We start from the raw sequence: 13,770 nt of genomic DNA on the forward strand, positions 1-13,770 counted from the left end.
CGACGGGCTCGGAATTTTTTGTGATTTTCCCATTCCCGGGCCCAGGTCCGGACATTGGGGTCCATTCTCCACAGGGTGTGTCGGATTTCGCTCTTTTGATGGGCTGGGAATAGTTTGCTTTTCTTGTAAACCGGAGTACCGTGTTCTTCCGTAGAGAGACGGCGGAATGAGCTACCTTGCAAATCCAGCGAAGAGGGAGCGGCGCCGGGGTGGCTTCACCCTCGTCGAGGTGCTGGTCGTGGTGGCCATCATCGGCGTGCTGTCCGTGCTGGCCATGGTGACCTACGAGTCGGTGGGCCGGCGTGGGGCGCTGCAGAACGCCGCGTTCGATCTGCAGGGCGTGTTGAGCACGGCGCGCACGAGGGCCTCGTCGACGGGCTACCCGGTGTGGGTCGTCTTCTATCCGAAGGGTGGACGGGGGACGTTGAACGCGGGCAAGGGCGCGTTCATGGTGGTGGAGGATCGCAACAGCACCTTCACGAGCAATGCGTACCGGCTCTTCTCGCTGCCGTTCAAGGTGGACGTGAAGGGCAACACCGGCACCGTGTCGGCGATCCACTACCTGGAAGACTACAGCAAGAAGGTGCGCTTCGGGGCGCTGACGCCCGGGCGCACGGACCTGTTCGGCGCGCCCTTCTCGGGGCTGCCAGTGCGGACGTGCAGCTTCTGCGCGGACACCGACAGCCCGAGCGGTGCCATCGGTTTCTTCCCGGATGGAGCCGCGCGCTTCGTGGACGGATCTGGCCGGTGGATCACCACCCCCAACCAGTCGCTCACCTTCAGCAGCGTGGAGGGGCAGGCCCAGTACCTGTTCGCCATCTCGGGCCCCTCTGGCTACATGGCCACCTTCTCACCGGACAAGACCTAGAACGGAGAAACCACCGTGGACTCCACTTCCCGCCGCCGTGTCCGCAGCATCCGTGCCTCCCAGCGTGGTGTGTCCCTCATCGAGGGGATGACCGCCTCGGTGGTGCTGCTCATCGGGTTGATGGGGGTGTTCCAGGGTCTCATCGTGGCCAGCCGGCAGAACTCGAGCGCCAACCATGCGACGCGCGCCTCGGGCATCGCCTCGCAGGTGCGCGGAGCGCTGGACACGCTGGGCAGGGATCGGGTGATCGGCGTCCCGGGGCACGCTGGCCTGCTGACCGGCGCGGCCTGCGCTCCCAGCTCGGAGGTCGCCGCGCTCACGGGAGGCCTGGAGAAGCTGAAGCCCGCCACCGGCGAGGTCTGGTCCGTCCACTGCATCTTCGACCTGGACGCCTACGAGCGCTCGGCCACGAGCGCCAACCGGCTGCTGCCCGGCTACGCGGAAGCGGACTTCGACCGCTACCGGCGCGTGCTGGCGATGATCGAGAAGCCGGACGAGGTCACGGGCGTGCCCATCCACCAGGTCATCATCGTGGTGTCGTGGATGGAGATGGCTCAGCGCCGCTACGTCCGGCAGTACGTGAGCTTCTACGACTCCGGTCCCTTCGGGAACGAGACCAACGTCGAGATCTGAGCTGTCAACAATGGCCCATTCCAAATCCCCCCTGGCCCACGCACCGCGCGGCTTCACGCTCGTCGAGCTGCTGGTGGGCGCGGCCACGACGACGATCATCCTCGCGGCCGTGGCCGCCGCCTTCGTGGGAGTGCAGGGGGCCTTCCAGCGGGAGTCGCGCGTCAAGGTGGCGGTGGAGGGGTTGCGCACGGCGACGGGCTTCATCGAGCAGCGGCTGCGCATGGCGGGTTACGGCGTGGAGCCGCGCTTCGCCTTCGACTTCAATGGGGACGCGCTCCCCTCGGGCGCCAAGTCCAACCACGTCCTGGCGTTCGGCGGCTCCGTCCCCAACTCCGTGACGGATGACCTGGCCTTCCGCTACCGGGACGCGGCGTGGATGCGCCGGGGACACCTGGCGGGCACCACCGTCGTGCTGGAGGACACCAAGAGCACGTTCGGCATGAGCTTCAGCAAGGGCCAGCGGCTGCTCGTGTCGTGCGTGGGGGGCAAGGACTACGTGGTGATGAGGGCTGGCGAGTCGGGGGTGTCGGGAGAGGGCAACACGGCCTCCAACTTCATCCTGGACGAGGCCTTGTCGACGGTGCCCATCGACGCCCCGTGTCTGACCCGGGCGGGGAACAACTCCCCCTACCTGATGCTTATCCACGAGCTGCGCATCCGCATCGTGGATCTGGACGGCCGCCCGTTCCTGATGGCCTTCCAGGGACTGGACGAGCTGGACATGTCCAGCGCGGTGCCGCTGGCCGCGGACGTGGAGTCCTTCCAGGTGGCCTACGTGATGAACCGGCCGGCTCCGGGCAGTCCCAACGCGGGGGCGCAGCCCGTGGACTTCAGCTCGCCGGTGTCCAACTGGGTGCTGGGGGACATCGGCAGCGCGGACGCGGACCGCGTCCCGGATCCGGACACCGCGCCGGTGCCCCTCTTCAAGCTGCCCTACGAGGATCCGGCCCGCTACAACCGGCACCCCGCCAACATCCGCGCCGTGCGCTTGAGCATCGGCATCCGCTCGACGAGCCCCGAGCCCAATGGGCGCCGCGCCTTCGAGCGCGTGGAGCTGGAGGACTCGGGTGAGGCGGGGCCGGCGGACGGCTACTACCGGACCAACATGACCACGACGGTGCGCGTTCCCAACATGCTGTCGCGCTCGACCTTCAATCCACCGGTGGGTGACGAATCCTCCGGTCTCAACGTGTGGGGAGGCTGATCCACCATGCACCTCAAGAAGAGGGCGCCGCGCGGCAATGCCCTCATGCTGACCGTCATCGCCATGGCGGTGCTGCTGCTGCTGGTGGGGGGGGCCATCCAGTTCACCAACTACAACCGCGAGGCCTCGTCGGAGAAGCTGAAGGGTGATCGCGTCGGGGCCTGCGCGGACGCGGCACGCCGTCACCTGCTCTCGCGCCTGAAGCTGTTCCGCGCGACCAGCGAGCTGCAGATCCTCGATACGAAGCTCATCGATGATCCGGATCCGAACGCGCGCACGCGCATCATGACCGGCCACTACGTCAACTCGAAGACGGACACCGCGCAGGCCACGGTGGTGGGCGTGGATCCGGTGCTGATGGGCGCGTCCGGCCGCCAGGTGCGCGACATCGCCAATACCGTTCCCGCCACGGGCGGTTTCATGGGCGGCCAGTACTACCGCGTGGTCGTCAAGTGCAAGGAGACCTCGGGCCGTGAGTCCGAGGTCGAGTTCCTCTTCCGGTACGGTCTGTGAGGATAGGCGCCATGTTCCGCAAGCTGACGCTCAGCTTCGTTGCCCTCCTGGTGGTGTTGTTGCGGGCGGACACGGCGGCCGCCATCGATCAGGCGGCCTGCTGCATGCCGACGACGTCCCGTCTGGACGCGTTGATGAACCCGGCCCGGGGCGGCGACGAGAAGTTCTTCTCGCGCCCGGGTGGGCCTCCCAACATCCTCTTCATCATCGACACCTCCTCGTCGATGCATGCCTGGCCCAAGGACTGGCCCGCCAACCCGCCGCGGGGCTGCTCGGACTCCTTCCTCAACGGCCTGGGCTACAACAAGGACACCCAATACGACCGGATGTGGACGGGCATCAGCAGCCAGTCCGACAACTGGTTCGCCAACTCCAAGTACTACGAGGCGCCCACGAAGGGGTACGGCGTCATCTTCGGCAACGCCCCGCAGAACACCTCCACCTGGGGGACCGCGGCCGACGCGTGCAAGTCCATCAACAACATCGGCGCCAAGGACCAGAACACCTGCCAGACCTGCCTCGAGACGCAGGGCTACTACCTCCACGACGGCAGCACGCGGCGGGTGAAGGGCAACTTCCTCAACTTCTACGCGCCGCGTGACTCGGGCGCCGTGAAGGTGATGGCCGACGTCATCCACGACCTGCGCGAGGTGCGCTTCGGCGTGATGGGCTTCCAGACCCGCGCGGCCAAGACGTGCTGGGGCAAGAAGTCGGGCACCAACGCCCAGTGTCTCTGCATCCAGCAACCCATGGGCCCGACGTGCGCCAAGTCCTACCCGCTGGACAACAGCTCGGTGGAGAACAACCGCAACTCGGTGCTCAACGACCTCACCAACGTCAACACCAACAACAACAACGGCCTGGACTGGGATGACTGCAACACCCCGCTCGCGGATGCGCTCTACGCGGCGGGCTACCTCTTCCAGTCCAAGAGCTCCCCCACGCCCTTCACCTCCTATCTGGGCGGCGGTCACCCGACGAGCTCCAACTTCAGCGCGGCGGATGGCGTCTGCTTCGAGTGCGGCTTCAACGCCGTCATCCTGCTGACGGACGGCGAGCCCTATGACGAGCAGAAGGTGGTCAAGATCCCCTCCGCCATCACCAGCGAGAACGTGCCGTGCGATGGCTGCTCGGACAGCCAGCTGCACAAGGTGGCCAAGTTCCTGTGGAACAAGGATCTGCGCACCGACATGTCGGGCGATCAGCGCGTGGCCACGTACACCATCGGCTTCTCCGAGGACGTGACGGACAGCAAGCTGCTGCAGGAGACGGCGCGGCTGGGTGGCGGCAAGTTCTTCGCGGCCCGCAGCACCAGCGAGCTCAAGCGCGTGATGCTCACCATCCTGGACGACATCAACGCGCGCAACACCGCCTTCTCCACGGCGGCCGTCAGCACCCTGCAGACGCAGGACGCGGCGCTGACGGCCATCGTCCCGCGCATGATGCCCGCCAAGGACAACACCTGGGCCGGCAAGCTGTACCGCTACGAGCAGTTCAACGAGTTCGTCGAGGACCAGGACAAGAACGGCGACGGCGACCGCAGCGACATCTTCCTCGTCGACAAGCAGGGGAGCATCGTCTCGGAGGACTCCTCGAGCGAGTACCGCAAGCTGCTGTCCGAGAACGGCGGGCCCAACGGCGCGCCCGTCTTCGGCGCTCCCGCCGAGCCCTACTGGGAGGCGAGCGACAAGCTCGAGGCGCTCGGTCATGCCAGCCGCAACATCTGGACGGTGACGGACAACGGCTCGGCGAGCGGTGGCGGGCTGAAGGACGGGCTGCTGACGCAGAAGGACGGGCTCGTCGCCTTCAAGCTCGACAACATCACCCATCTCCGCCAGTACCTGGCCGTGAGTGGGGATCCGCTGTGCCCCAGCGGTCTGGGCACCACCTACAAGCCGGGCCTCATCCTGAGCCGGATGCAGATGCCCGCGTACACGGACCTGGCCCTGAAGGCCGTGCCGCTCATGGTCGCCGCGGGCCTCAGGGGGCTGCCGAGCACCCTGACGACCCAGGACTCGTATGATCTGCTGTGCGCGGCGCTGCTCGTCCAGTACGTGCGCGGCCAGGACCTGTTCGACGAGAACGGCAACAGCAAGCGCGACGACACGCGGCCGTCCGTGCTGGGCGACATCTTCCACTCCTCGCCCATGGTGGTGGACCCGCCAGCGGACAAGTTCCTGTGCGACCTCGGGGTCTCCACCCAGTGCGTGCGTACCCTCTACGCCACCAAGCAGAAGATGGGCGTGGAGTCGACGCCGATGGACTCGCGCGGCGATCTGCCCACCTCCTGCAGCATCGCCACGCCCCTGCAGCGGGATGCCTACGAGGCCTACCAGTTCATCAACCGCAAGCGCGAGCGGCTCATCCTGGTGGGCGCCAACGACGGCATGCTGCACGCCTTCAGTGACGGACAGGGCCTGGAGGACAACGCGACGTGCAACGTGAGCTACCCGAGCACCGCGGCCGGGGGCGGTCTGGAGCGGTGGGCCTTCATCCCGGCGGACATGCTGCCGCGGCTGCAGGAGATGCTGCAGGGCCACTCCTACTTCGTCGACGGCGACATCATGGTCCGCGACATCTGGGCGGACGACAACGGCGATGGCCGCAAGTCCTGGGACGAGTACCACACGGTGGCCGTGGTGGCCGAGGGCCGCGGCGGCACGCACTACTTCGCCCTGGAGGTGCTGTGGAACACGAGCGGCAACGCGACGACCACCGCGAAGACGCAGCCCGGCTTCCGCTGGATGTTCCCGCAGCCTTGCACGGACGAGTCGCTGCGCTTCGGCAAGACGCTCTTCAGCCTCAGCCCCAAGGCGCCGCCCATCGGCCCCGTGCTGTTGAGCGCCTCCACCCAGGGGCAGAAGCGGCACGGTGAGGAGGGCCCGGCGAGCACCGAGCGCTGGGTGGCGATGCTGTCGGGAGGTTGGTCTCCCGGCGGCGAGAAGGGCCGCGGCATGTACATGGTGGACGTGTGGAACGGCACCGTGAACGGCCGCAACGACAACCTGCTGTGGAAGTGGGAGTTCTCCGAGTCCGCCTCCGGCAACACGGACGAGCCCCGGAAGTACATGACGTACGGCTTCGTGGCGCCGGCGGCCATGGCGGACTACGGCGCCAACGACAAGCCGCGCTTCGACGGCTTCTTCGACACCGCCGTGGTGGGAGACCTGGGCGGCCAGCTCTGGACGCTGCGCTTCTTCCAGCCGGGCGTGCTCGACACCTCCACGAAACTCATCGGCAATTGGAGTGGCGCGCGTTCCTTCTCGATGGACCGGGACGGTGTGGCCGCCTCCGACGCGCGGAGCATCCGCAACCGCTCGCCCATCTACTACCTGTCCTCGCTGGCGGTGCAGCCGGAGAACCAGGCCCTGCGCGCCTTCGTGGGCTCGGGCAACCGCTACTCGCTGCTCGAGACCGGCGCGGGCACCTGCCGCTTCGACAACCCGCAGGCGTGCTCCAAGCTGGGGTGCGGCCAGACACAGGCCACCTACAAGCTGACGCGCAATGGCACGGACTACCAGCGGATGAGCAACGAGTGGGTGGATCGGCTCTACTCGCAGGGCCGCTTCACGCCCTTCTCCAGCGCGGCGACCCCCGCCTCCAACTTCTGCAGCACGGCCGGAGACCTGGACTACCTCACCGCCGAGTTCGAGTCCCGCAACGCGAACACATGCCCCAGGCCCAGCGGCGGTGGAACGGTCAACTACGAGTTCGCCCGGACGAAGGTGGAGTGCGGTCAGAACGCGGCGGGGGTCTTCGACTGCCGCGTGCGTGACCCGGGCAACACGCTGAACATGAACGACCTGGACCTGAGCGCCTCCGCCACTCCCAGCTCGCTCGGCAAGAACCGCTTCTACGGAATCTGGGCCTATGGCGGCAAAGTGGAGCGCATGTTCGACGAGAGCGTGGGGGCGACGCCCACCTCGAAGAACATGGCCAAGGACTACGATGGGCGGCGGCTGACCGATACCGGCGGCACCGGGACTGGCAACCTCGTCGACGTGACGAACGTCCAGTGCGACACCACCGGGACGTGCGAGTGCGCGGCCGGCAAGGTGTGCCCCGGTCAGAAGCTGCTGGCGGGCGAGGAAGACTACGGCTGGTTCTACGAGTACGAGGCGCTGTCCCACAAGACGGCCGGCGGCGCGGCGGTGCTGGCGAGCTGCTCCATGTGGAATGCCATGTACCCGGCGCCCACCACCACCACCACCACCACGGCCTGCGCGGGCTCCAACAACAACCTGGCCCGCCTGCATCAGGCGGACTTCATCACCGGTGCCCCCAACTGCGCCGCGGGCTTCCTCGGCAAGGACGGGTACGCGCGCTACCAGACGCGCTCGGTGCTGGCGCCTCCGCCCGAGCCGGCCACGGCCATCCAGGTGTCGAAGACGGGTCAGGTGAAGTACAGCACCCTCTTCGTCGAGCCCGGCAAGTCGCAGGCCACCGAGACGCAGGTCTCCTCCGACACGGACGTGCTGCAGTACATCTACGAGCTGCCCGTGCCGCGCACCCTGCACACCTGCCGGCACGACCGGATGAACGGCGGCCCGGATGCGTGCGCCGCCTCGGACATGTGACGGAGGCACCGGGGCGTACCCCGGGGGCCCGTCCTCGCCACGCGGCGATGGCGGGCCCTGCCCGTGTTGTTGGTCGGAATGCAAGACCGGGCGAGCAGGCACCTGACATCTTCCCGTGGTCCGGGCGATGCCGTAGCCTTCGCTCCCCATGTCCCGGCGCGGTCCGTTCGCCCTCTGTCTCCTGATCCTCGGTGCCTGCCAGAGGACCTCTCCGCCGTCCGCACCGGCCGTGCCCGACGCCGGCGCCGTGGCCGTCCTGGCGCCCGCCGCCGCGCCCGTGCCCGCCGCCGTGCCCGTGCCCGAGCCGCTCACCCCCTGCAAACCGGGCGGTTCCAATCCGCTCGACGCCGCGTTGGACTACCTCGACGCGGGCAAGTACCCGGAGGCCCTCTCCTGCGCCGCCCAGGCCTCGGCCCTGGAGCCCGACTCGGCCTCCGCCCATTCCGCGCGCGGCGAGGCGCTGGCCGCCCTCGGCCGCACGACGGAAGCGCAGGTGGCCTATGCCCGGGCGCTGGCCATCGACCCCGAGCACCCGGACGCACTGCTTGGCGCGGCGCACCTCTACGCCGTGCAGCTGCCCTCCAGCCGCGAGTACGACGAGCTGGGGGCCCTCTACGCCGAGCGCGGCCTCTCCCAGCCCGACGTGTCCCCGGAGATGTTGCCCCGCTTCGCCCTGGTGGCCGCCATGGCGATGAACGACCTGGGGCAGGCCTCCGAGGCGCTCCAGCGGGCCTCGCTCGTCCTGGCGCGCGAGCCCAACAACCCCGAGGCCGCCTACGAGAAGGCCCTGGCCCTCTTCGAGCTGTGCCGCTTCGCCGAGGCCAGGACGGCCTTCACCGGCCTGCTGAACGATCCGGAGCGCGGCGCGCACGCGCACTACCACCTGGGCCTGTTGATGGAGCGCGAGGGCAAGTGGAAGCAGGCCCAGGCGCACTTCGACAAGGCGCATGCCCTCTCGCCTCGGGACTTCCCGGTGCCGCCCATGCCCACCGAGGCCGAGTTCCGGGAGGACGTGGCCCGCGCGGTGGCGGCCCTGCCCGAGGACATGCGGAGGGATCTCACCGGGGTGCCGGTGCGCGCCGAGGAGCTGCCCGCGAGCGAGGATCTGCTCTCCGGCGAGCCGCCCCTGTCTCCCGCCATCCTCGGCCTCTTCCGGGGCCCGCCGCTGAGCGAGCCTTGTGACGGCTCGGAGACGCCCTGCCGCTCGGTGGCCCTCTACCGCCTCAACCTCGCCCGCGCGGTGCGCTCCCGGGAGGAGCTGCGGGAGCAGATCAAGGTGACGCTGCTCCACGAGGTGGGGCACCTGCGGGGCGAGGACGACCAGGAACTGGCCGCCCGCGGCCTGGAGTGACACAAGAGTTCATGACCCGTACTTCCCAGCCCACCGCCCGAGTGAGTCTCAAGGGGGCCAAGGCCCTGCGCCGGGGCCACCCCTGGCTGTACCGCACCGAGTTGCTGGAGCCACCCCAGACGCAGGAGCGTGGCGCCGTGGTGTCGGTGGTGGACCCGCAGGGCAACCCCGTGGGCCAGGCCTTCTACGCGCAGCGCTCACCGCTGGCGCTGCGGCTGCTCACGCGCAAGGGGCCCGCCGAGGAGAAGGTGGACGAGGCCCTGCTGCGCCACCGCCTGGAGCTGTCGCTCGCCCGGCGCGCGCCGCTGCGTCAGCGCGATGGCGTGCGTCTGGTGCACGGCGAGGCGGATCTGCTGCCCGGCCTCTTCGTGGACCGCTATGGCGCGGGCCTCACGCTGCAGACGCTCTCCGAGGGCATGGACGTGCGCAAGGAGTGGGTGGCGCGCACGCTGGCCGAGCTCACCGGCGCCACGCACGTGGTGTGCCGCGACGATGCCTCCGGCCGCGACTTCGAGAGCCTGACGCGCGAGGTGCGGCTGCTGCACGGGCAGGGCGAGGCCCGCTTCACCTACCACGAGGGGGAGAACCTCTTCGAGGTGGACCTGCTGGGCGACATGAAGACGGGCGCCTTCCTGGACCAGGTGGACAACCACGTGCGCGCGGGCGAGCTGGCCCGGGGCGACGCGTTGGACCTGTTCAGCTACCACGGGGGCTTCGCGCTGGCGCTCAGCCGCACGTGTGACTCGGTGCTGGCGGTGGAGCAGGATCCGAAGGCCTCCGAGCGCATCCGCGCGAACGCCGCGCGCAACGGGCGCACCAACGTCTCGGTGGAGAACGCCAACGCCTTCGACGTGCTGCGCCGCTTCTCCGAGTCCAGCCGCCGCTTCGACACGGTGGTGGTGGATCCGCCGGGCCTGGCCAAGCGGCGCGAGGGCCTGTCCACCGCCCTGCGCGCCTACCACGAGCTCAACCTGCGTGCCCTCAAGTGCCTGCGCCCCGAGGGCCTGCTCGTCACCTGCTCGTGCTCCGGCAAGCTGTCGCGCGAGGCCTTCGAGGAGATGGTGCTGTCGGCCGCCGCGGATGCGAAGCGGCCGGTGCAGATCCTGGAGCGCCGGGGCGCGGGGTTGGACCACCCGATCCTCGGCGGCCTGCCGGAGACCGAGTACCTCAAGGCCTTCTTCGTCCGCGTGCTGTAGTCCCCGGGGGGCCCGGCATCCTCAGATGCCGAGCTCCTCGCGCAGCCGCTTCACCTGCTTGAAGTACTCGGTGCGGGGGAAGGGGACGTTGAGGATGTGGAAGTCCTTCTTGGAGAGCCCCACGCTGCCGAAGCAGTAGTTGCTGTCGGACATGTTGCGGCACAGCACCAGGTAGGCGCTGCCGGTGCAGTTCTCGCTCTGCACGCAGTAGGCGCACTGGTGGCACTGCTTGCAGTCCACGCAGTGCGAGCAGTTGTTGCACAGCTCGCACCGGGTGCAGTGCGTGCACTGGTAGCAGCTGTCGCAGTCGCGGCAGAACATGCAGTTGGCGCACCGCTCGCAGCCCTCGCAGGCGTAGGAGCCGGGGTTGCCCGGGTCCGCCGTATAGAGCTTGGCCAGCCTCTGGTACTGATCGAGGAACTCGCGCTTGCCCATCGAGCTCACTTCCTGGCGCGCCGCCGCCTCCTGCGCGAGCACGTCCGGTGCGTTGGCCCGCGTCCCTCTATCCTTCACCACGGATGCTCCTTTCCCTGGCGGTCCGGGCCGCCGGGCGGCTGGCTCAATCTCGCCAGCCCCTCGAGGTCGATACCACGCGCCACCCGGCGCACCTCCACGGTGCCCGGGAAACCGCGGCTGCTCACCGCCACCACGTAGCGGTTGCCCACCAGCAGGCTGGCCTCGGCCAGCCCATTCGTCTCGTCGTAGCGTACGAAGCCCACCGCCTCCTTGTCCTTCCAGAAGATGGGGGCGGTGGGATCATTCGGCGCGCGGGAGCGGCCCTCCTCGGCCGCGGAGCGGATGGCCTGCCCCAGTTTCTCCCCCAGGGTGGTGTCCACGATGCGCACCTTCACCTCCCGCTCCTCACCACGAGTGAAGCTGCGCTCGGCCTCGCTGACGGACACGTCGCCGTAGCGGCCGGTGGAGCCCCCGTCCTGGGTGCGGGTGAGGCCCTCCAGGGCCTCGGGGAGGAAGGGGCGCAGATCCTCGAAGTGGACGCAAGGAAAGGTCTTCGGGGCGTCAGCGGAGGCCGTCTCCGGGCCCCCCGGTGTCGTCTTTCCACCACCGGTGCAGGCGGTGCCCGCGAGGAGTGCGAGGAGAAGGAGCCGCCGTGGAAAAGAATAGTCGCGCACGGGGAGATCAAAGGGTATCCCCGGGCCGCGCGCAATGGACCTCTCGAAGCTCAACGCCCCGCAGCGCGAAGCCGTGCTCACCACCGAGGGCCCCCTCCTGGTGCTGGCAGGCGCCGGTAGCGGGAAGACGCGAGTCATCACCAACCGTATCGTCCACCTGCTCGACAAGCGGCCGGGTGGCATCCTGTCCCGCAACATCCTGGCGGTGACGTTCACCAACAAGGCCGCCACGGAGATGAAGGAGCGCCTGGTCCACATGGCCGGACCCCGGGCGCAGAACGTGCTGGTCTGCACCTTCCATGCCTTCGGCGCGGAGATGCTCCGCGAGGACATCTACCGGCTGGGCTGGCCCAAGAAGTTCTCCATCGCCGACCAGGGCGATCAGGTGGCCATCATCAAGCGGGCCATGCGGGACAGGCGCATCGACGACCGGGCCTTCGACCCGCGCAAGGTGCTCAACCTCATCTCCAAGGCGAAGAACGCGGGCAAGACGCCCGAGCCGCTCGGGGAAGGGCAGGGGGACGACTACGACATCATCGCGCACATGGTCTACGAGTCCTACCAGCTCGCGCTCAAGGCGCAGGGCTCGGTGGACTTCGATGATCTGCTGATCCTCCCGTCGCGGCTGCTGCGCGAGCACGCGGATCTCAAGCAGAAGTACACCCAGCGCTTCCGCTACATCCTGGTGGACGAGTTCCAGGACACCAACCAGGCCCAGTTGGATCTGCTGCAGCTGCTGGCCAGCGGGGAGACGCGCAACGTGTGCGTGGTGGGCGACGACGACCAGTGCATCTACAGCTGGCGCGGCGCCGAGGTGCGCAACATCCTGAGCTTCGACAAGTACTTCTCCGGGGCGAAGGAGGTGCGGCTGGAGCAGAACTACCGCTCCACCCAGGTGGTGCTGGACGCGGCCAACGCGGTGATCGCCAAGAACCCCGAGCGCAAGGCCAAGCGGATGTGGTCCGATCGCAAGGGCGGGACGCGCATCAAGGTGGTGACGGCGCCCACCGAGGAGGAAGAGGCCCGGTACGTGGCCCAGGAGATCTCCAAGCTGATGGCCGGAGGGATTCCGGCGGATGAGATCGCCATCCTGTACCGGGTCAACGGCCAGGCCCGGCCCATCGAGGAGATGCTGCGCGAGAAGGGCATCCGCTACGAGGTGGTGTCGGGCAGCGAGTTCTTCGACCGGCGCGAGGTGAAGGACGTCATCGCCTACTTCAAGCTGATCGCCAACCCGCGGGACGAGACGGCGCTGTTGCGCATCATCAACGTGCCGGCGCGAGGCATCGGCGACGTCACCATGGAGCGGCTGGTGGCGCACGCGCGGCGCGACAGCGTGTCGCTCTGGGGCGCCATGGAGCGCGCCGAGGGCTACGAGGACCTGCCCAAGGGCGCGGCCGAGAAGGTGAAGGAGTTCCTCCAACTGGTGGAGCGCTACCGGCAGTCGTACGAGCAGGGCCAGCTGGCGGCGGTGACGCGCAAGCTCCTGGAGGAGATCGGCTACAAGGACGACGCGCGCTCGCTGACGACCTCGCAGGCCAGCGCGGACCGGAAGCTCAAGTCCATCGACCAGGTCATCAACTCCCTGGAGGCCTTCGAGAAGCGCGAGGGCCCCAAGGCCAGCCTCCTCACCTACCTGAACCGGCTCAGCCTCGACACCCGCCAGGAAGAGGAGGAGGTCCCCGGTGGCCAGAAGGCCGTCACCCTGATGACCGTCCATGCCTCCAAGGGCCTGGAATACAAGGCGGTCTTCTTCATCGGCATGGAGGAGGAGCTGATGCCCCACAAGGGCATGCAGGGCGAGGCGCAGAACCTCGAGGAGGAGCGCCGGCTCTGCTACGTGGGCATCACCCGGGCCAAGGAGCTGCTCTACCTGACGCGGGCCGCCATGCGGGTGAAGCGGGGGAAGGAGGTGCCGCGCACCCCCTCGCGTTTCCTGGAGGACATCCCCCCCGAGCTGGTCGAGCTGGAGGACCTGGACGCCCCCCGGAAGGGCCCCCCCTCGGATCAGGAGAAGAACTTCTTCGCCAACCTCAAGGAGCGCTTCAAGGCCCAGGGAGCGGGCGGGAAGGCGCCAGCCCCCCCGGCCGGGGCGCCCATCCCCGGCGCGGCGGGAGCGGCTCCCTCTCCCACGGGAACGGCAGGTGGGACACGGTGAACGCAGTGCGACCTTGACTTGCCTCCCGCCCCCCTCTAAGACGGTCGGCCTTTCCGGGCCAGCCTGGAAGTTCTCAGGGTGGACCCGTGGTTGCTTTGGCTACAGGCGCTTCGGGCGCCAACCACGTTTTTGGAGTTCAA

The 13,770-nt window shown here is 68.5% G+C and carries 10 protein-coding genes; 8 read left to right on the top strand and 2 right to left on the bottom strand.

The genetic code is table 11. The features are described 5' to 3' along the window. Positions 1 to 166 precede the first annotated feature (166 nt). The 7 genes from NR810_RS48370 (at position 167) to NR810_RS48400 (ending at position 10,342) form a co-directional block, all read left to right on the top strand. Positions 167 to 868 carry a pilus assembly FimT family protein gene (locus NR810_RS48370; RefSeq protein ID WP_257462640.1) on the top strand — a complete coding sequence of 234 codons (702 nt, stop codon included), beginning with the start codon at positions 167 to 169 and terminating at the stop codon, positions 866 to 868. Between the two features lie 15 nt (positions 869 to 883). Beyond that, positions 884 to 1,501, top strand: coding sequence for a type IV pilus modification PilV family protein (locus NR810_RS48375; protein WP_257462641.1), 618 nt, complete (start codon positions 884 to 886; stop codon positions 1,499 to 1,501). Positions 1,502 to 1,511: 10 nt separating this feature from the next. Next, positions 1,512 to 2,705, top strand: coding sequence for a PilW family protein (locus NR810_RS48380; RefSeq protein ID WP_257462642.1), 1,194 nt, complete (start codon positions 1,512 to 1,514; stop codon positions 2,703 to 2,705). Between the two features lie 6 nt (positions 2,706 to 2,711). Next, positions 2,712 to 3,218, top strand: coding sequence for a hypothetical protein (locus NR810_RS48385; RefSeq protein ID WP_257462643.1), 507 nt, complete (start codon positions 2,712 to 2,714; stop codon positions 3,216 to 3,218). 11 nt (positions 3,219 to 3,229) lie between these two features. Further along, positions 3,230 to 7,795 (top strand): pilus assembly protein, encoded by a 4,566-nt coding sequence (locus NR810_RS48390; RefSeq protein WP_257462644.1) that lies wholly within the window; start codon positions 3,230 to 3,232, stop codon positions 7,793 to 7,795. Positions 7,796 to 7,943: 148 nt separating this feature from the next. Next, positions 7,944 to 9,146 carry a metallopeptidase family protein gene (locus NR810_RS48395; protein ID WP_306819134.1) on the top strand — a complete coding sequence of 401 codons (1,203 nt, stop codon included), beginning with the start codon at positions 7,944 to 7,946 and terminating at the stop codon, positions 9,144 to 9,146. 11 nt (positions 9,147 to 9,157) lie between these two features. Continuing rightward, positions 9,158 to 10,342 (top strand): class I SAM-dependent rRNA methyltransferase, encoded by a 1,185-nt coding sequence (locus tag NR810_RS48400; RefSeq protein ID WP_257462646.1) that lies wholly within the window; start codon positions 9,158 to 9,160, stop codon positions 10,340 to 10,342. Positions 10,343 to 10,363: 21 nt separating this feature from the next. On the opposite strand, the gene NR810_RS48405 is transcribed toward NR810_RS48400, so the two are convergent. Continuing rightward, positions 10,364 to 10,858, bottom strand: a complete 495-nt coding sequence (locus NR810_RS48405) for a caib/baif family protein (RefSeq protein WP_257462647.1) — start codon at positions 10,856 to 10,858, stop codon at positions 10,364 to 10,366. Next, positions 10,852 to 11,472, bottom strand: coding sequence for a hypothetical protein (locus tag NR810_RS48410; RefSeq protein ID WP_257462648.1), 621 nt, complete (start codon positions 11,470 to 11,472; stop codon positions 10,852 to 10,854). The genes NR810_RS48405 and NR810_RS48410 overlap by 7 nt, the downstream gene beginning before the upstream one ends. Positions 11,473 to 11,506: 34 nt before the next feature. Here NR810_RS48410 and NR810_RS48415 point away from each other — a divergent pair, with 34 nt between their 5' ends. Next, positions 11,507 to 13,630: an ATP-dependent helicase gene (locus NR810_RS48415; protein ID WP_257462649.1), complete on the top strand. Its 2,124-nt coding sequence runs from the start codon at positions 11,507 to 11,509 to the stop codon at positions 13,628 to 13,630. The last annotated feature ends 140 nt before the right edge of the window (positions 13,631 to 13,770 follow it).

The organism is Archangium lipolyticum (assembly GCF_024623785.1).
GTDB classification, from domain to species: domain Bacteria; phylum Myxococcota; class Myxococcia; order Myxococcales; family Myxococcaceae; genus Archangium; species Archangium lipolyticum.

What these genes read in the sequence shown, in the direction of transcription:
- NR810_RS48370 (WP_257462640.1), top strand. Translation starts at nt 167, where the DNA reads ATGAGCTACCTTGCAAATCCAGCGAAGAGGGAGCGGCGCCGGGGTGGC.
- NR810_RS48385 (WP_257462643.1), top strand. Translation starts at nt 2,712, where the DNA reads ATGCACCTCAAGAAGAGGGCGCCGCGCGGCAATGCCCTCATGCTGACC.
- NR810_RS48400 (WP_257462646.1), top strand. Translation starts at nt 9,158, where the DNA reads ATGACCCGTACTTCCCAGCCCACCGCCCGAGTGAGTCTCAAGGGGGCC.
- NR810_RS48415 (WP_257462649.1), top strand. Translation starts at nt 11,507, where the DNA reads ATGGACCTCTCGAAGCTCAACGCCCCGCAGCGCGAAGCCGTGCTCACC.
- NR810_RS48395 (WP_306819134.1), top strand. Translation starts at nt 7,944, where the DNA reads ATGTCCCGGCGCGGTCCGTTCGCCCTCTGTCTCCTGATCCTCGGTGCC.
- NR810_RS48380 (WP_257462642.1), top strand. Translation starts at nt 1,512, where the DNA reads ATGGCCCATTCCAAATCCCCCCTGGCCCACGCACCGCGCGGCTTCACG.
- NR810_RS48390 (WP_257462644.1), top strand. Translation starts at nt 3,230, where the DNA reads ATGTTCCGCAAGCTGACGCTCAGCTTCGTTGCCCTCCTGGTGGTGTTG.